Here is an 18,757-nt window from a genome sequence, read left to right as displayed (position 1 = left end):
TACTCCCCCTAAAAAACTAAAGATCGAATTTTACTTCATCCAGCAGCTTGATGGCTACCGTATGGTTGTCAGCAATTTCTTCTAAAGGTAGTGAATCAGACTTAAAATCACCCCAAGATGCTACAAGTTCAGAACGCTTCACGCCTGGTTTCACAGGGTATTCGAAGTTCACTTCTGCATACATATGCTGAGCTGTTTCACCCGTCAAAAATTCCATCAGTTTCAAAGCATTGTCACGGTTTGGAGCGTATTTAGCCATAGCCATACCGCTCACATTTACGTGTGTACCTTGCGCATTTTGACCTGGGAAGTTGATGTATACTGACTCAGCCCAAGTTTTTTGCTCTTTATCTTGAAGCATTTTACCCAAGTAGTAGCTATTACCTAAAGAAAGATCACATAGTCCTTCTTTAATTGCACGCACTTGATCACGGTCGTTACCTTGAGGTTTACGAGCAAGGTTCGCTTTCAAACCTTCCAACCAAGTTTTGGTGTCTGCTTCACCGTAGTTAGCAACCATAGATGCAACTAAAGCGATGTTGTATGGGTGCTTACCGCTACGAGTACAAATTTTACCTTTATACTCAGGCTTTGCTAAATCAAGATAGTTAAAGTCGTCGCCCAATTTACCAACGCGATCACGTGAAGAGTACACACTACGAGTACGAATGGTGAGTGCAAACCACTCATCGTTGCTATCACGGTATTGAGCAGGAATGTTTTCATCAATGACAGAGCTGTTCACTGGCTGAGTTAATTTCTTATCAGACAGTTCAAACAGACGGCTAAACTCAGAAGTCAATACGATATCAGCAGGGCTGTATTCACCTTCTTGCGCCAACTTCTCTGCAATACCTTCTTTTGCAAACTTCACGTTTACCTTAATACCAGTTTCTTTGGTGAACTCATTAAACATTGGTTCAATAAGGAAAGGTTGGCGGTAAGAGTAAACATTCACTTCTTCAGCAGCCATTACAGAAGGGGCTAAAGTGCTTAATGCAAGTGCAGAAAGGGTAAGCATCTTTTTCATCAATTAAACCTAATATGTAGTGATAATGATAACGTTTTTTATTTACATAAATTATATTGAGCATTTTTCCGGAACACAATCGTAAATAATAAAAAAAACCTGCTACATGAGCAGGTTTTTTAGACGAAGTTCTAATTATTGATTATTTAATTACTGAGAACTCTGGATAGGCTTCAACACCACAGTCATGCATGTCCATGCCTTCTAACTCTTCTTCTTCAGATACTCGGATACCCATTGTCGCCTTCAGGATAGCCCAAACCACTAGGCTTGCTGCGAATACCCAACCGAAGATAACCACTGCTCCTAGAAGCTGAGAACCAAATGATGCACCTGAGTTGCTTAGTGGAACAACCATTAGGCCGAAGAAACCACACACACCGTGTACAGAGATAGCACCCACTGGATCATCGATTTTTAGTTTATCTAGAGCAATAATGCTGAACACTACGATTGCGCCCGCAACCACACCGATAGCCACAGAGTAAAGTGGTGATGGTGATAGTGGGTCTGCAGTGATAGCAACTAGACCAGCTAACGCACCGTTTAGAACCATAGTTAGGTCAGCTTTACCCCAAGTTGTTTTACACACAAGTAGTGCTGCAATTGCGCCCGCTGCTGCTGCTGCGTTAGTGTTTAGGAAGATTTGACCTACTGCAGTTGCGTTCTCGAAATCAGAAACCATCAACTGTGAACCGCCGTTAAAACCGAACCAACCGAACCATAGGATAAATGTACCTAAAGTAGCGAGTGGCATGTTTGAACCTGGAATTGGGTAAACCTCACCATTCTTACCGTATTTACCTTTACGAGCACCTAGTAGGATAACGCCGGCCAAAGCTGCTGCTGCACCAGCCATGTGTACAATACCAGAACCTGCGAAGTCACTGAAACCAGCTTCAGATAGGAAACCGCCGCCCCAAGTCCAGTAACCTTCCATTGGGTAGATAAATGCTGTTAGAACAACAGAGAAGATTAGGAATGCCCATAACTTCATACGTTCAGCAACGGCACCTGATACTACAGACATTGAAGTTGCAACGAATACTACTTGGAAGAAGAAATCTGACTCTAGAGAGTGGTCAGCGCCTTCAGCTTGAGAGCCGATTAGTGTACCGAATGAAGGTAACCAACCCGCTTCTGCGTTATCTACGTACATGATGTTGTAACCAACGATTAAGTACATAGTGCACGCGATAGCGTAAAGCACAAAGTTTTTGGTCAGAATTTCAGTGGTGTTTTTTGAACGAACCAGACCTGCTTCCAGCATTGCAAAACCTGCTGCCATCCACATTACTAGTGCGCCTGAAATTAAGAAGAAGAAAGTATCCAGTGCGTAGCGTAACTCCGCTACAGTTACTGACAGTTCCATAATAGTTGTCTCCAATCCCTGATTCTTATAGTGCTTCTATGTCCATTTCGCCAGTGCGAATACGAACAGCTTGACTTAAGTCATAAACAAATATTTTACCGTCACCAATTTTGCCTGTATGAGCAGCTTTGATGATTGCTTCAACAACACGGTCTACGTTGTCTGCCTGTGTAGCGATTTCGATTTTTACTTTAGGTAGGAAATCCACTTGGTATTCCGCACCACGGTAAAGCTCTGTGTGACCTTTCTGACGACCGAAGCCTTTTACTTCTGATACTGTCATCCCTTCGATGCCAACATCAGCTAGCGCTTCGCGTACATCGTCAAGTTTGAATGGTTTGATGATTGCGTTTATGAGTTTCATCGCGTCCTCTCTGAAGCTGTAGTCCATTAACTCTAATCCCATTCTAGTAATCCAAGGTACGTGCCAACTTTTCAAACCATTGATATATATAGATTTAGATTGATGTCGACCCCAAAAAAAGAAAGGGTTGCACAAATATTGTGCAACCCTTTCCCAATAACAATGCGTTAAAGCCATTCTTCACCACTTAAGTGCACATTGTAAAAGTCAGTCAACTAATAGTTTTGGATGAATTCACTCCACTGTCTCATCATTGATTCAAAATCTTCCAAGCCACATTCTGCGGTGCTTTCACTATCGTAAAGCTCAAATTCGCTTTCAAACTCAATATCATGACTGTAGCCAAGCGCGTTTTCCTGCACGGTCACTTCACTACCTAACACCGAAAGAGAGATCTCTTTTCCTGCCAGTTTCCACTCTTTTGCTGGACTTTGGTGCACTTGGTCGAGTAACGAAAATACTTGCTCAATCTTTGTGCGATCTTTACCTATCTCTTCCTGCAACCAACGAGCCACTATCTGGTGCTCCATATTGCAGCTAACGTAATACTCACCCATTAAGGTGTTTTTCGTAAATTCAAATTCCATGGGATTAATACCAAGCATACTTAATTTTGCTTGGAGTATACCTGCCAAGCTTTTTTATGACGAGAAGCGATAGGAGAATGTCAAATGGCATTGTCAGCAGATACAAAAAGGCCGCTAAAAAGCGGCCTTCCATTCACAACTTTTAATAGTTACTTATGCCGGCTCTTGGAAAATTACCGTGTCAGCTTTCTTGGTGTAATCCGCCATGCGGTGGAAGTTTAGGTAACGGTATGTATCCGCAGCAGTTGCGTTAATTTGCTCTGCGTATTGTAGGTACTCTTCTTTAGTCGGGATACGACCTAGAATTGCACCAACAGCCGCAAGTTCTGCTGAAGATAGATACACGTTTGCACCAGTACCGAGACGGTTCGGGAAGTTACGTGTTGACGTAGACATTACCGTTGATTTGTCCGCTACGCGAGCTTGGTTACCCATACATAGTGAACATCCCGGAGTTTCAATACGAACCCCAGCACGGCCAAAGATACCGTAGTAACCTTCTTCAGTTAGCTGATCGCGATCCATCTTAGTTGGCGGAGCCACCCATAGACGCGTTTCTAGCTGACCATTGAACTTCTCAAGCAGTTTACCTGCCGCACGGAAGTGACCAATGTTTGTCATACATGAACCAATGAACACTTCATCGATTTGAGTGCCTTGAACGTCAGATAGAAGACGAGCATCATCTGGATCGTTTGGCGCACAAAGAATTGGTTCTTTGATGTCTGCAAGATCGATTTCGATTACGTGAGCGTACTCAGCATCTTTATCTGCACTCATTAGCTCAGGGTTTGATAACCACTCTTGCATCGCTTTAATACGACGTTCAATCGTACGCACATCACCGTAGCCTTCAGCGATCATCCACTTAAGCATAGTGATGTTAGAGTTTAGGTACTCTTCGATTGATTCTTGAGACAGTTTCACTGTACAACCCGCTGCAGAACGTTCTGCAGAAGCATCTGAAAGTTCGAATGCCTGCTCTACCGTTAGGTGCTCAACGCCTTCAATTTCTAGTACGCGACCAGAGAATTCGTTAATCTTACCTGCTTTCTCTACAGTCAGTAGACCTTGCTTGATGCCGTAGTAAGGAATGGCATGTACTAGGTCACGTAGTGTGATACCCGGCTGCATTTCGCCTTTGAAACGAACCAAGATAGACTCTGGCATATCAAGAGGCATAACGCCTGTTGCTGCTGCAAACGCAACCAGACCAGAACCCGCAGGGAAAGAGATACCCAATGGGAAACGAGTATGTGAGTCGCCACCGGTACCAACGGTATCAGGAAGCAGCATACGGTTTAGCCATGAGTGGATAACACCATCACCAGGACGTAGTGATACACCACCACGGTTCATGATGAAATCAGGCAGTGTGTGGTGAGTATTCACGTCAACTGGTTTTGGATACGCTGAAGTATGACAGAATGACTGCATAACTAAGTCTGCAGAGAAGCCTAGACACGCAAGGTCTTTCAGCTCGTCACGAGTCATAGGGCCAGTCGTATCTTGAGAACCAACCGTTGTCATTTTCGGTTCACAGTAAGTACCCGGACGAATACCTTCTACGCCACACGCTTTACCCACCATTTTCTGAGCAAGCGTAAAGCCTTTGCCGCTGTCAGCAACAGGTACAGGGCGACGGAAAACGTCAGATGCGCTCAAGCCTAAAGATTGACGAGCTTTATCTGTTAAACCACGACCAACGATCAATGGGATACGACCGCCAGCACGTACTTCATCAATCAATACGTCAGTTTTTAGTTTGAAGGTAGCCAGTACTTCACCAGTTTCGTGGTTACATACTTTGCCTTCGAATGGATAAACGTCAATTACGTCACCCATGTTCATTTTCGATACGTCAACTTCGATTGGTAGCGCGCCAGCATCTTCCATAGTGTTAAAGAAGATTGGAGCAATCTTACCGCCCAGCACATAACCGCCAGCGCGTTTGTTTGGAACGAATGGGATGTCGTCACCCATGAACCAAAGCACAGAGTTAGTCGCTGATTTACGAGATGAACCCGTACCTACAACGTCACCAACGTACACTAGCTGGTGGCCTTTCTCTTTAAGCGCTTCGATTTGCTTAATTGGACCAATGCTGCCTGGTTGATCAGGATTAATGCCGTCACGTTCGTTTTTCAGCATTGCTAAAGCGTGTACAGGAATATCAGGACGAGACCATGCATCTGGTGCTGGTGACAAATCATCCGTGTTTGTCTCACCTGTCACTTTAAATACAGTCAGAGTGATTTTTTCTTGTAGCGCAGGTTTAGACAGGAACCATTCTGCATCAGCCCAAGATTGAAGGACTTGTTTCGCGAATTCATTGCCTGCTTTTGCTTTCTCTTCTACATCATAGAAAGCATCAAACATAAGCAGAGTATGAGATAGAGCTTCAGCAGCAATTGATGCAAGCTCCGCATCATCAAGAAGTGAAACCAGTGGCTCGATGTTGTAGCCACCTTGCATAGTGCCTAGTAGCTTTGCAGCTTTTGCACGACTGACTAGAGGAGAGGTTACATCCCCTTTCACGATAGCGGTTAGGAAACCCGCTTTTACATAAGCAGCTTCATCAACGCCCGGAGGGATACGATTCTCAAGTAGATCAAGGATGAATTCTTCTTCACCTTGAGGGGGATTCTTTAACAGTTCAACAAGTCCAGCAACTTGCTCTGCATCTAGGGGTTTAGGTACAACTCCTTCAGCGGCACGCTCTTCGACGTGTTTACGGTAGGCTTCAAGCACGACTTTTTTCCTCTCATTGCGGTTCACCTAATAATTATAAAAATGTAAGTGAACATCCTTGGAAACTTGGCTCTCCGTTGCCCTTGTTTTCATTCAAATTTGACTGAGAAACAGCGCCCTAGAGGCCAAACTGTGGGCGACAGAATAGCAAATTTAACGATAAATTAAAATCTCATCATTTTGACCAACATAGCAACTTAAGACTAAAGTTTGACGATTCTCATCATTAAACTTTGCACTGCATTACTTAAATGTTGTTCCCAGAATCAAATATAAAGAATCAAAATTGCGCTCTGTACGTCCATAACCGAACATAATTGGCCCTATTGGTGAATCAACACCTGTAAACACAGACGCTGCACCATACAAAGGGGCCGAATGTAGACGTAAATCAGGGTCAGACCAAACGCCTCCGTACTCTATCGACGCCCCAAGATATACCGGTGACGTGAAGAGTCCGAAATCGTTGTCAAACCAGCGATAACGGTAAATCAGGCTAGTATACGCTTTGTTTTGTCCAATCAAACTGTTACGTGGAATGCCGGATAAATTCAAGAATCCACCAATAGTTTTAGGATCAATGGGTGTGGAAGAGTTCTTACTTTTTACAATTCCGTATTCTGCATTTCCGACCAAAGTATGGCGTTTATAGCTCTCTGCGGCGACGAATTTAGACGACATTTCATACACAGTATCTTCGCCATCGTCTTCCAACACAGACGAATTAGAGTAGGAATCATCATGAGAAATGAGAAATTCCAAGTCAAAATAAACACCTTGAGTCGGCAAACTGAAACTGTCTAAGGTGTCGACCCGATAACTAGCAAATAGCCCTTGGCGTTTAAAAGAGACATCACCAACATCAGGTAAATTTGACAATTCCGCACTACCGTCTGTGTAACGAATACCGATTTTCGCTTCATTCCACAATGCTGTCTGATACCCAACCGCCGCTTCTGCTACCCACTCCAAATAAGAGACAGGTACATAATTTTTGCTCGCTTCTAAATTAGTATCATCAAATCCACTAACCGGAACATTTCGCTTGTCGTTCGTGTAGCGACCTAACAGAGTGGTAAATGCTTTTTGAGTGGAGAATAAAGGAGAATAAAATTCAGCTTCAAGACGTTTATCCGTACCACCATCCAAATTAATCATCACTCCTGCACCACTAGAGTTCAGATCAGTAAAGTTAGTCGAGATACCAATCGAATATTGGCTGTCAGTGGTAAAGTCGTCTTCTAAGAAAAAGCGGAAATTGGCATAGTTTGGCCCCCACGATTTTTCTCTAACATCGACGACCAGCTCTTCATCACCCTCATTTTCTTGATATTTGTAACTGACCAGTTCAAATCTATCTAATGCATAAAGATTTTCAACGCGCGCTTCAATTTCTTCGGTCGTCAATGCTTTACCTTCTTCAAGATCCAAAAGGTTTTGCAGCAATAGATCGCTGTAATGAGTGTTGTTATGAAGAATAACTTTGTCGACAACAACTTCATCACCATGTTTCAGTTCACGTCTTCTTTCTTCTTTTTCATCAATGTATTTCTGATACTCAGCACTACTCAGTGACAAATGAGATAACACCTGCTGATTTTCCATGGCTGCCTGATAGCCCTTTTCAAAAGCATCTGGCATACGATCAAATTCAGTGGTCTCCATCTGCCCCACTTGAGGCTTCAGAAAAACATCGTCGTCCGTCAACATATCAGCTTGGTCTTGAGTGCTGCGGCGAACAAGATAGTTTGACAGTTGATCAGCCATGGTTAAGAAGTTGGTAAAGTCTTCCTGAGCTTTGTAGTCGGTACTGATATCTACCGCGATGACAATGTCCGCGCCCATTTCTCTGGCAACATCAACAGGCATGTTATTGGTGACGCCACCGTCCACCAGCAGATGTCCATCAACTTCATAAGGGGGTAAGGCGCCGGGAACGGACATACTCGCCATCATGGCGTCAACCAGATAGCCTTTATCGAGCACCACAGGTTGAAGTTCAACAATATCCGTTGCTACCGCGCGATAAGGAATGGCAAGCTGATTGAAAGATTCAAACGGAGATAAGTTCCCAGTGGTCACTCGCAGAATGCGTAACATATTCTGCCCTTGAACCACACCTTTAGGAGCGCGCACTTCCCACCAGTGGATACCCAAATCCGTTGTCAGTTGATAACGGTCTTCGTACTCTTTATCGCGCACAAGACGTTGACTACGACTTACGCGATCGCGATAACCACTGTTCCAGTCAACGCTATAAATCAGGCTTTCTATTTCAGAAGCGCTCATACCCGTGGCGTACAAACCACCAACATAAGCCCCCATACTGGTGCCAGTCACAATATCGACAGGAATGTGCATTTCTTCCAGCGCCTTTAGCACACCAATATGTGCCGCGCCTTTAGCGCCGCCACCTGCGAGCACCAACGCAATTTTAGGACGCTTGGTTTGGGGCTGTTCTATTTGAATAGATTCCGTTTGTGGATCCGCAGCGTTAGCGAAAACGCTAAACGTAGCCACCACATTCGCCAAGCAGATAAAACAGAGTAACTTATAAGTCACACTACGCCCTCAATCCCTTAAAATTCAAAATACTATAAACTTCGGTCTCTACCACTGGAAGAGTTTTTTTATCCATTCCACAGGGCGATTTTCACACTGCTTTTTCCAGTCGCCATTAGGATCCCATACCGGAAGTTTAAAGTCGTTGCCACAGTCCAGAGCAAGAGCACCGCTGCTCTTGTTCGAAAAACCCACCGTGGTGACACCATTCGGCCATGGCAGGATCAGTTTCTCTGGAATCCGATACTGCAGATATTGAGCATAAACACGCAGGGCTCCACTTGAGCCAGTTAAAGCCGTGGGTTTGTTGTCATCTCGTCCGAGCCAGATTGTCGTAACTTCTCGGCCATCAACGCCCACGAACCAGCTATCTCGGCTGTCATTACTGGTACCGGTTTTTCCTGCAAGCGCAGCCCAAGCAAACTGGTTTTGCAGGTAACGTCCTGTTCCTTCTAACACCCCACGTTTCATGGCGTATGTGGTGAGCCAAGCCGCTTGTTGATCGACAGCTTGATACACTTTAGGAATCGACTGGTAGAGAACATTGCCTTCTAAATCCAATACCGAACGTAGCGCAGACATCGGTGCTCTTTTACCTGAGTTGGTTAACGTCTGATACATCTGTGCCACCTGATAAGGTGAGAGCGAGAATGAACCAAGCAACATCGATGGCACCGGGCGAATTTCACTTTTATCGACACCCAGTTGCTGCAAGGTATCTGAAACCTTATCGATACCCAGTGACATCCCCAATTGCACCGTTGGCACGTTCAAAGATTTAGCCAGAGCCATGTACAAAGGCACATCACCGCGATACTGGCGATCAAAGTTTCTTGGGCTCCAAACGCTGCCTTCACTGCCTTTTAATGAGATGGGTTTATCCACTAGGGTGGTCGCTAAATTGTATTTTTCAGGCTGAGCCAATGCGGTGAGATAAACCGCTGGCTTCACCAGAGATCCAATCGGTCTTCGCGCATTAAGCGCACGGTTGAACCCTTCATAGCCCGCTCGTTTACCGCCCACCATAGCGCGAATTTCACCACTATGACGGTCAACAGCAATCGCTGCGGCTTCCAAATCTTTGCCTGCCGTTTTTTCTAACTCTGGAACTTTATTCGCGATCGCTTGTTCCAGTTTGGCTTGCGATACAGGGTCAAGAGAAGTGAAAACACGCAATCCTGAATCTGATTTAAAATCACGTCCCAGTTTTTCATTCAGTTCAATAGAAAGCTGCTGGAAATAGGCAGGCTGACGGCTGGCAATGCGCGCCACTTTTTGCACATCTAACGGACGTGTCACCGCTTGCTCGTACTGCTTAGCGGTTAGGATGTCTTGATCCATCATCAGACGCAGAACTAAGTCTCGACGCTCTTTTGCTCTTTCTGGATAACGCATTGGGTTGTAATAGGAAGGACCTTTGACCATACCCACCAGCAGTGCCAGTTGATCAATGCGCAGTTCTTGCAGCGGCTGACCAAAATAAAGGCGAGACGCCAGACCAAAACCATGCACGCCTTCTTTACCATTCTGACCTAAATACACTTCGTTCAGATACGCTTCCAGAATGCGGTCTTTGCTGTAACGGTAATCAATGATCAGCGCCATGTACGCTTCACGCAGCTTACGCCACAAGGTTCTGTCGCTGGACAAGAAGATATTTTTAGCTAACTGCTGAGTCAGAGTACTGCCACCTTGTACTGTACGACCCGCTTTGAGGTTCACCATCATAGCGCGCGCAATGGCTAGTGGAGAGACGCCATCGTGTTGATAGAAGTGTCTGTCTTCGGTGATCAACAGTGCATCGATCATCACTTCAGGGAACTGCTCGCGACGTAAAAATAGACGCTGTTCTTGAACATCTTTCTCAAGCATCCCAAGCATCTTGGGTTCTAAGCGCAGATAGCCAAGTTCGCCCTTTTGCTCCAATGACTGGATACGCTGTACACCGTTTTCATCGAAGTTGATCATAACGTGACGATCTGGCTCTGGTCCGTCAGAGAACTCAAACGGACGACGAATCATTTCAATACGTGTTGAAGACGCGGAATACTCGCCAGCATATCTTGGGTTAGCGACTTTTCTGTAGTTCAGTACATCAAGCTCATTACGAAGCTCTTTAATACTTAAGTTGTCTCCGGGTGCAATCTCCAGAATTCTGGCGTAAACAACCGTAGGCAGATCAAATAGCTGCCCTTCAAAGCGGTGCTTAATCACGCTGTCGAGATAAATACCAGCAAAGACCAACAAAGCAATGACGGCGACACCTACTTTCCAGCCAATCCCCCACAACCGCTTTAACCAAGACTTAGGGCGGTTCGGTTTGTTTGACGGAGTGCGAGATCTTGAAGACGGTTTAGCCGCCGTTTTTCTTTTACTTTCCGATTTCGGGTTACTGCGTTTATTTGTCATGAATTCAATTGTCGTTTTGTTTTAGTTGTTGCAACGTGATTTGCAGGATCGTCTGGCCAAACATGTTTCGGGTATCGGCCTTTCATCTCTTTTTGCACTTCTTTATATGCACCAGCCCAAAAGCCAGCGAGATCGCGCGTCACCTGTAATGGTCTTTGCGCTGGTGACAGAAGTTCCATCACGATCGCTTGACGCCCTTTGGCAATAACGGGTGACGTTTTTTCGCCAAACACTTCCTGCATTCGAACCGATAACACCGGCTCTTTACCACATTGATAACGTATTCTCTTATGTGTTCCGGTTGGCAATACATGGTCAACCGGCAACCATTCATCTATCTGCTGATTGAGCGGCCACCCCAGCCGAGCATTAAGTGCTTCAATAAGCGGTACTTTCTGCAAAGCTTTCACTGAGGTAATGCCAATCAAGTAAGGCTCTAACCACTCTCTTAGCTCGCTTAATAAGCTCGCGTCATCCATTGCTGGCCACTCTTCATCATCGAGCCATTCAATGCCACAGCGCACTCGTTCCAACCACTGCACGGTTTGTTCGTTCCAGTTTAAAACCGAAAGACCTTTACGCTCGACATAATTAAGCAAGGCTTGCGTCATTTTTTGTTTATCAGGTTCAGGTAAGGCCCGACGTCGAATAACGACTTCACCCAAACAGCAACGCTCTTCGGCGACAAGCCGCCCGGCTTTTTCATCCCAATCCACCTGCTCACTGGTGGCAAACAAAAAGCCAAACTGAGATTCCAAAGCATCGATATCCAGATCCAGTGCGCAAAAGATCCGGCTGGACTTGCTTATTTGGTTTGAAGAACCCAGCGAACGCATAAGATCAAGGGCGACCACATAATCACATCCCGCCAAAGGTTGTGACTCATCGATAAAAGCACCATGTCCGTTTGCCAGCAAAAACTGACCATATCCCTGACCTCGCTTCTGAGCAATACGGTCTGGAAAAGCTAAACAAGCGACCAGAGGCAACAATGAACTCTTTACCTGACTAAGAGAAAAAACGGCATCCAGCTTATTGGCTAAGGTGTTCGCTCTTTGCGTCATTGGTTTAGATTTAGGATGACTTCCCAGTTGCCAGCGATGCAAACTGTGTTGCAAATCGAGTATCTGTCTTTCAGGCTCTTCAAGCAGCGCGGCTAATGCTACTGCGCTATTAAAAAGTGCGGGATTCTCGTTTTCCACTTTTAGCAACATGGCTGCAATTCGGGGTTCAACACCCAAGCGATGCGCCTCTTTACCCATAGCTGTTAACTGATTTTGCTTATCCATCAGCCCTAAAGATTGCAACAGTGATGAAGCCTGATTCATCGCCGAAGCCGGCGGTAAATCTAACCATTGCAGCTCATTGGCGTTTTTAACACCCCATTGAGCCAGCTCCAGCATCAGCGGTGCTAAGTCACTTTGCAGAATTTCCGGCGCTGAAACTTTCGGCTGCTGATTAAACTGGGCTTCACTATATAAACGGACGCAAATACCCGCCTCTAGTCGGCCTGCACGACCAGCGCGCTGCTCAGCGGACGATTGGGCAATCCTAACCTGTTCTAAGCGGGTGATTCCGGTTTTCAAATCAAAACGAGCCACGCGTTCCAAACCAGAATCCACCACTATGCGAATACCTTCAATGGTCAGCGATGTTTCTGCAATGTTGGTAGCCAGAACCACTTTACGCTTTCCTTGCGGTGCAGCTGAAATCGCCTTTTGCTGTTCAGCAAAACTCATCTGCCCGTAAATCGGGCAAACATCAACATCACTTGGAAGATCACCGAGCTGATCAGCCAACGCGGTGATGCTGGCAGCACCCGGCAAAAAAGCGAGCAGAGAACCTTGTTCGTTAGACATTAAGGTTCTGATTTGTTTTGCCATTGCAGGAACCAAAGGCTCGTTAACGCCAATGGGCTGATAACGGACATCGATGGGATAACCGCGACCTTGTGACTCAACATATTCCGCTAAAGGTAATAACTGTTGCAGAGCGGTTTGATCTAACGTCGCGGACATCACGATGATTTTAAGATCGTCGCGAAGCACGGATTGCACTTCTAAACTCAGCGCCAAAGCCGTATCGGCATGAATGCTCCGCTCGTGGAATTCATCAAAGATCAATGCGCCGATGCCATCCAACTCTGGATCGCTTTGAATCATGCGCGTCATGATGCCTTCAGTCACCACTTCCAAGCGGGTATCACTGCTGACCTTTGTTTCTCCTCTCACCCGATAACCGACAGTTTTCCCGACTGACTCACCCAATTGTTGGGACAGGTAACGAGCAATATTTCTCGCCGCCAATCGTCTGGGTTCAAGCATGATGATTTTCCCGTCGACTAAACCAGAGTTGAGCAACGCGAGTGGGAAATAGGTCGACTTACCCGCACCGGGAGCCGCTTTTAAAATCAGTTGGGGAGAATGCTCAACACCTGCTAGCAAATCAGGTATTACTGCGAGAATCGGCAGCTGTGACAAGAGAATGTCCTTATGTTTAAATATCCCAGATTAACAACCAAAGCATTGTACATAAAAACAGTACAGGGATCTCGATGCAATTTACACCAGCGCTTGAACGCGCCACATTAATTAAACGCTACAAACGATTTCTGGCGGATGTTGAGTTAAAAGATGGAAAGCAAATCACTATTCATTGTGCCAATACCGGTGCGATGACGGGATGTGCTGAACCTGGAAACCAAGTTTGGTATTCAACCTCCGATAATCTTAAGCGCAAGTATCCTAATAGTTGGGAACTGACAGAAACAGCACAAGGCCATCGAATTTGCATCAACACCGCGCGAGCAAACCAACTTGCGGTCGAAGCAATCCAAAACGGAACAATTAAAGAACTGCAAGGTTATGAGCAATTACGCACAGAAGTTAAATATGGTGCTGAAAATAGTCGCATTGATATCTTGCTCTGTAGCGAATCTAAACCAAACTGTTATGTAGAAGTGAAAAGCGTGACTCTTTTGGATGAGCGCAATATCGAGACAGGGGAAGAGAATCAAAGGGTTGGACAAGGCTATTTCCCCGATGCCGTTACCACTCGTGGGCAAAAACATTTACGAGAGTTGTCGGAAATGGCACAAAATGGGAGCAGAGCCATACTTTTGTTCACTGTTTTACATTCGGGGATTGAAAAAGTCTCACCAGCTCGCCATATAGACGCGAACTATTCACAATTGTTAACAATGGCACAAGAAGCGGGCGTGGAAGTTCTGTGCTACAAAGCAGAACTTTCAGACAATGAAATACAACTTGTATCGGCAGTCGAATTTTCCCATCAATCGTCAAAAAATTGATGAAACCTCCACATTGACGATAACTTTGTAAAACAGTGTTTGCCTCAGTTACTTCTTTTTGCTATAGATACCCGCCTTAAATTGACTGCGATAGCAGTTGACTAGGTGTTAGTAGGAGATGCTGTATGCCAGAATCCAAAAAGAAAACGCTAGGCATCCTAGCCATTGCAGGTGTTGAGCCATACCAAGAAAAAGCCGGTGAAGAGTACATGTCACCAGAGCAAGTGGCTCATTTTACGAAAATTTTACAAGCTTGGCGCAACCAGCTCAGGGAAGAAGTTGATCGCACTGTTCACCATATGCAGGACGAAGCGGCAAACTTTCCAGACCCTGTTGACCGTGCTTCTCAAGAAGAAGAATTTAGCCTAGAACTTCGCAATCGTGACCGTGAACGTCGTTTGATTAAGAAGATTGAAAAGACACTCGACAAACTAAAAGAAGATGACTTCGGCTTCTGTGAGTCTTGTGGTGTTGAAATCGGCATTCGTCGCTTGGAAGCTCGTCCTACTGCTGATCTTTGTATCGACTGTAAAACGCTTGCAGAAATCAAAGAAAAACAGATGATGGGTTAACCCCAACAGATGTCACGAAGGGAGCAATTGCTCCCTTTTTGTTTTGCTATTTTTTCACAAATGTCACTAAAGATAGCCAATAACAGCATAAAGTTTGATACTTACACTTCTTCTATCCATTTTGTTAAGCAAATATAGGCATTATGAGTTACGTTGGTCGTTTCGCCCCTTCTCCTTCTGGGCCATTACACTTTGGTTCATTAGTCGCCGCTTTAGGCAGTTACTTCCAAGCCAAATCGAAACTTGGCCAGTGGTTAGTAAGAATTGAAGACCTCGATCCGCCAAGAGAAATGCCCGGCGCCGCCAGCCTTATATTAAAAGCAATAGAGGCGTATGGATTAGAGTGGGATGGAGAGGTTGTATATCAGAGTCAGCGCCACCATTTATATCAACAGCAAATCGATCAATGGCTCGCATCTGGCCAAGCTTACTTTTGCCAATGCACGCGTAAACAAATTAAAGCAGCGGGTGACTTCTATCTTGGAACATGCCGAGGTAAAGGGTTAACAAACCGCTCTGAATGCTCAGTGCGACTACGGATGGATCATCCGGTTGCGTCATTCATCGACCTGAAACACGGTGAGATGACAATACCAGAAGCACTAAGCAGAGAAGATTTCATTATTAAGCGTCGAGATGGTTTGTACGCTTATAACTTAGCAGTAGTGATTGATGACATTGACCAAGGCGTCACAGAGGTTGTACGAGGCGCAGATCTGATTGAGCCAACAGGCCGTCAAATCAGCTTGTATAAAACGCTCAACCAAGCGCCGGTAAGCTATCTGCATTTGCCGCTTGCAATGGACATCAACGGCAATAAGTTATCCAAACAAAACCATGCAACAGCGATCGATCCTAACACCCCTAAACCAACGCTAATAAAAGCGATGCAGTTTTTAGGGTTTAAACTCCCCAAGGAAATCGCTGATGGTCGAATTGATGAGATCATCCATTGGGGAACAAAGAATTGGCATATTGAGCAGCTTCCACAGCAGATCGAGATCACACCAAGATTCTCAAATGACGCCTTGTAAGCTATTATTAGCCGCAAATCCAGCCAGTTTGGGTTGTAATCTAAAAGATGAACAACACAAAAGGCAACACCAATCATTGTAAAAAATACATGAATAACAACGACTTAAAAGAAAGCGAACATCACATATATCCAAGCTTAGCTTTGAATATCGTCACGCGCCAAGAGCACAACATTTCGCGTAAGCAGATTAGCGATAACGCGTTAAAGGTGTTGTATCGTCTTCAGGGTGCGGGTTTTGACGCCTACCTAGTCGGTGGTGGTGTTCGAGATTTATTACTCGAAGAAGTACCAAAAGATTTCGATATCGCTACCAATGCGACGCCAGAAGAAATTCGTCAGTTGTTCCGCAACTGTCGTTTGATTGGTCGCCGTTTCCGACTTGCACATATCATGTTTGGACGTGACATCATTGAAGTTGCCACTTTCCGTGGTCATCATCAGGAGACAAACAAACAGCTGGCTGTGCAGTCAGAAGCTGGTATGCTGCTGCGTGATAACGTCTACGGCACCATTGATGAAGATGCAGAACGCCGTGACTTCACTATCAACGCTATGTATTACAACATCGCTGACTACTCTATCCATGACTACGCTGGTGGCATGGAAGATCTTGAAGATAGGCTAGTTCGTCTTATCGGTGATCCGGAAACTCGTTACCGCGAAGATCCTGTGCGTATGCTTCGCGCGGTTCGTTTTGCTGTAAAACTGGATTTCGATATCGAAGAAGATACCGCAGCACCAATTGAAGATTTGGCACCACTATTACGCGATGTTCCTGCTGCTCGTCTCTATGAAGAGATGCTGAAAATGCTGCAATCAGGGCACGGTTTGGAAACATACCACCTGATGCGTGAGTACAACCTGTTCCAGCAAGTATTCCCGACCATATCGCGTCATTTCACCGAAGATTACTCATCACAGGCAGAGCACATGCTCGACTTAGTGCTTGATTCGACGGATCTGCGAATTGAAGAAGGCAAACGCATTAACCCTGCCTTTATGTTTGCCGCAATCTTCTGGTATCCGATGGTAAAACTCGCAGAAGAGATGATGGAAAGCCATAACCTCAACTTCTACGATGCGGTAATGGAAGCGAGCAACAAGATTCTTGATGAAGTGGTTAAGTCGATTGCGATTCCTCGCCGTCACACCGCCACTATGCGTGAAATTTGGCAGCTACAGTTACGTCTACCTCGTCGTAACGGTAAACGTGCTTTCCGTTTGATGGAACTGAATAAATTCCGAGCTGGTTTCGATTTCCTAGAGATGCGCGGTGAAGTCGAAGATGGTGAAGTGAAGCAACTGGCAGATTGGTGGCAAACGTTCCAAACTGCGGGTCGTACTATGCGACAAGCAATGGTGGCCGATCTAGACAGCGTTGCTAAGCCTTCTGGTACTCGTCGCCGTCGTCCATCGACACGCAAGAAAAAGAGCAAACCAGCAGCATGACAGTAGCGTATATCGCAGTAGGCAGTAATCTCAGCGACCCTGTGACTCAAGCCAACAATGCTATTGAAGCACTAACCAAGTTACCGAAGTCGCGTTTTATCGCGGCTTCATCACTGTACAGCAGCACACCTATGGGTCCGCAAAATCAACCCGATTACATCAATGCTGTTGTTGCAGTTGAGACAGAATTAACACCTCTTGAGCTGCTTGATTGCACTCAGGCGATTGAACAGGAACAAGGGCGAGTCCGTAAAGATGAGCGTTGGGGACCAAGAACTCTCGACCTCGACATCGTGCTTTATGGCAACGAAACCATCAATTCTGAGCGATTAACCGTACCCCACTACGGCATGCGTGTCAGAGAATTTGTCCTTTATCCACTTGCAGAAATCGCACCTGAGCTGCAACTTCCTGATGGCACTTCGCTTCAAGAGTTAATTAAATCTGTTCCGCTCAATGGGCTGAGCATTTGGCGATAGCCAAGCTCTGACCAATTGACTTAGTAAGGACATACAATGAAAAAAATAACGATCAACGACCTAATGAAGTGGAAAAAAGAAGGTCGTAAATTTGCTACTTCTACTGCCTATGACGCGAGCTTCGCGCAACTATTTGAAAGCCAAGAGATGCCTGTTCTTTTAGTGGGCGATTCACTGGGTATGGTTCTACAAGGTGAGACTGACACTCTACCCGTCAGCGTTGACGATATCGCGTACCACACGCGTTGTGTACGTAAAGGTAGCCCTAACTGCTTGCTGATGGCGGATATGCCGTTCATGAGCTACGCAACCCCTGAGCAAGCATGTGAAAATGCAGCAAAAATCATGCGCGCTGGCGCGAACATGGTGAAAATCGAAGGCGGTGACTGGTTAGTCGATACCGTTAAAATGCTCACTGAACGTGCTGTACCTGTTTGTGCACACCTAGGTTTGACGCCTCAGTCAGTGAACATTTTTGGTGGTTACAAAGTTCAAGGCCGTGACCAAGAACAAGCAGACCGTATGGTGAAAGACGCTATTGCACTGCAAGAAGCTGGCGCGCAAATCGTTCTTCTTGAGTGTGTACCTGCTGGTTTGGCTGAACGTATTACCCAAATTTTGGATGTACCGGTTATCGGTATTGGTGCGGGTAACAGCACTGACGGCCAAATTCTGGTGATGCACGATATGTTCGGAATTTCAGCCAATTACATGCCAAAATTCTCAAAGAATTTCCTTGCTGAAACAGGCGACATGCATAAAGCTGTTGCAGCTTACATTGCTGACGTAGAAGCCGGACGCTTCCCTGATGAAGCACATACTATTGCCTAAGGAGT

General features: G+C 45.5%; 14 protein-coding genes. 6 read left to right on the top strand and 8 right to left on the bottom strand.

Annotated elements, in window-relative coordinates:
* Positions 1–16: 16 nt before the first annotated feature.
* The 8 genes from AAGA51_RS02455 to hrpB form a co-directional block, all read right to left on the bottom strand.
* Positions 17–1,030, bottom strand: coding sequence for a Fe(3+) ABC transporter substrate-binding protein (locus AAGA51_RS02455; protein WP_042484469.1), 1,014 nt, complete (start codon positions 1,028–1,030; stop codon positions 17–19).
* Positions 1,031–1,172: 142 nt separating this feature from the next.
* The gene (locus tag AAGA51_RS02450; protein ID WP_042484470.1) at positions 1,173–2,402 is read right to left on the bottom strand and encodes an ammonium transporter; all 1,230 of its coding nucleotides are present in this window, start codon (positions 2,400–2,402) and stop codon (positions 1,173–1,175) included.
* A 25-nt stretch (positions 2,403–2,427) separates the two neighbouring features.
* Positions 2,428–2,766: a P-II family nitrogen regulator gene (locus AAGA51_RS02445; protein WP_042484738.1), complete on the bottom strand. Its 339-nt coding sequence runs from the start codon at positions 2,764–2,766 to the stop codon at positions 2,428–2,430.
* A 215-nt stretch (positions 2,767–2,981) separates the two neighbouring features.
* Positions 2,982–3,353 (bottom strand): YacL family protein, encoded by a 372-nt coding sequence (locus AAGA51_RS02440; protein WP_042484742.1) that lies wholly within the window; start codon positions 3,351–3,353, stop codon positions 2,982–2,984.
* A gap of 153 nt (positions 3,354–3,506) precedes the next feature.
* Positions 3,507–6,104: a bifunctional aconitate hydratase 2/2-methylisocitrate dehydratase gene (gene acnB / locus AAGA51_RS02435; RefSeq protein ID WP_042484473.1), complete on the bottom strand. Its 2,598-nt coding sequence runs from the start codon at positions 6,102–6,104 to the stop codon at positions 3,507–3,509.
* A gap of 243 nt (positions 6,105–6,347) precedes the next feature.
* Positions 6,348–8,624, bottom strand: coding sequence for a patatin-like phospholipase family protein (locus AAGA51_RS02430; protein ID WP_415679590.1), 2,277 nt, complete (start codon positions 8,622–8,624; stop codon positions 6,348–6,350).
* Positions 8,625–8,714: 90 nt separating this feature from the next.
* Positions 8,715–11,075 (bottom strand): penicillin-binding protein 1B, encoded by a 2,361-nt coding sequence (gene mrcB, locus AAGA51_RS02425; RefSeq protein ID WP_042484478.1) that lies wholly within the window; start codon positions 11,073–11,075, stop codon positions 8,715–8,717.
* Positions 11,072–13,555 (bottom strand): ATP-dependent helicase HrpB, encoded by a 2,484-nt coding sequence (gene hrpB / locus AAGA51_RS02420; protein ID WP_042484481.1) that lies wholly within the window; start codon positions 13,553–13,555, stop codon positions 11,072–11,074. The genes mrcB and hrpB overlap by 4 nt, the downstream gene beginning before the upstream one ends.
* A gap of 74 nt (positions 13,556–13,629) precedes the next feature.
* Here hrpB and sfsA point away from each other — a divergent pair, with 74 nt between their 5' ends.
* From sfsA to panB, 6 genes are all read left to right on the top strand, one after another.
* Positions 13,630–14,385, top strand: coding sequence for a DNA/RNA nuclease SfsA (sfsA, locus tag AAGA51_RS02415; RefSeq protein ID WP_042484484.1), 756 nt, complete (start codon positions 13,630–13,632; stop codon positions 14,383–14,385).
* A gap of 125 nt (positions 14,386–14,510) precedes the next feature.
* Positions 14,511–14,957: an RNA polymerase-binding protein DksA gene (gene dksA / locus AAGA51_RS02410; protein WP_042484487.1), complete on the top strand. Its 447-nt coding sequence runs from the start codon at positions 14,511–14,513 to the stop codon at positions 14,955–14,957.
* A 143-nt stretch (positions 14,958–15,100) separates the two neighbouring features.
* Positions 15,101–15,991: a tRNA glutamyl-Q(34) synthetase GluQRS gene (gene gluQRS, locus AAGA51_RS02405; protein WP_042484490.1), complete on the top strand. Its 891-nt coding sequence runs from the start codon at positions 15,101–15,103 to the stop codon at positions 15,989–15,991.
* 89 nt (positions 15,992–16,080) lie between these two features.
* On the top strand, positions 16,081–17,442 hold the full coding sequence (gene pcnB, locus AAGA51_RS02400) for a polynucleotide adenylyltransferase PcnB (RefSeq protein WP_042484493.1): 1,362 nt from the start codon (positions 16,081–16,083) through the stop codon (positions 17,440–17,442).
* On the top strand, positions 17,439–17,921 hold the full coding sequence (gene folK, locus AAGA51_RS02395; protein ID WP_042484496.1) for a 2-amino-4-hydroxy-6-hydroxymethyldihydropteridine diphosphokinase: 483 nt from the start codon (positions 17,439–17,441) through the stop codon (positions 17,919–17,921). The genes pcnB and folK overlap by 4 nt, the downstream gene beginning before the upstream one ends.
* 36 nt (positions 17,922–17,957) lie before the next feature.
* Entirely contained in the window at positions 17,958–18,752 is a 795-nt protein-coding gene (gene panB, locus AAGA51_RS02390; RefSeq protein WP_042484499.1) for a 3-methyl-2-oxobutanoate hydroxymethyltransferase, read from the top strand.
* Positions 18,753–18,757: the final 5 nt, after the last annotated feature.

Source organism: Vibrio diazotrophicus, assembly GCF_038452265.1.
In the GTDB taxonomy this organism is placed as follows: Bacteria; Pseudomonadota; Gammaproteobacteria; order Enterobacterales; family Vibrionaceae; genus Vibrio; species Vibrio diazotrophicus.
The sequence above is the reverse complement of the archived record's forward strand: the minus strand, read 5'-3'. Positions and strand labels throughout refer to the sequence as shown.

Excerpts from the sequence above, each read along its gene's own strand:
- AAGA51_RS02450 (WP_042484470.1), bottom strand. The coding sequence starts at position 2,402 with ATGGAACTGTCAGTAACTGTAGCGGAGTTACGCTACGCACTGGATACT.
- panB (WP_042484499.1), top strand. The coding sequence starts at position 17,958 with ATGAAAAAAATAACGATCAACGACCTAATGAAGTGGAAAAAAGAAGGT.
- dksA (WP_042484487.1), top strand. The coding sequence starts at position 14,511 with ATGCCAGAATCCAAAAAGAAAACGCTAGGCATCCTAGCCATTGCAGGT.
- folK (WP_042484496.1), top strand. The coding sequence starts at position 17,439 with ATGACAGTAGCGTATATCGCAGTAGGCAGTAATCTCAGCGACCCTGTG.
- gluQRS (WP_042484490.1), top strand. The coding sequence starts at position 15,101 with ATGAGTTACGTTGGTCGTTTCGCCCCTTCTCCTTCTGGGCCATTACAC.
- pcnB (WP_042484493.1), top strand. The coding sequence starts at position 16,081 with ATGAATAACAACGACTTAAAAGAAAGCGAACATCACATATATCCAAGC.
- AAGA51_RS02440 (WP_042484742.1), bottom strand. The coding sequence starts at position 3,353 with ATGGAATTTGAATTTACGAAAAACACCTTAATGGGTGAGTATTACGTT.
- sfsA (WP_042484484.1), top strand. The coding sequence starts at position 13,630 with ATGCAATTTACACCAGCGCTTGAACGCGCCACATTAATTAAACGCTAC.
- mrcB (WP_042484478.1), bottom strand. The coding sequence starts at position 11,075 with ATGACAAATAAACGCAGTAACCCGAAATCGGAAAGTAAAAGAAAAACG.
- AAGA51_RS02445 (WP_042484738.1), bottom strand. The coding sequence starts at position 2,766 with ATGAAACTCATAAACGCAATCATCAAACCATTCAAACTTGACGATGTA.
- AAGA51_RS02455 (WP_042484469.1), bottom strand. The coding sequence starts at position 1,030 with ATGAAAAAGATGCTTACCCTTTCTGCACTTGCATTAAGCACTTTAGCC.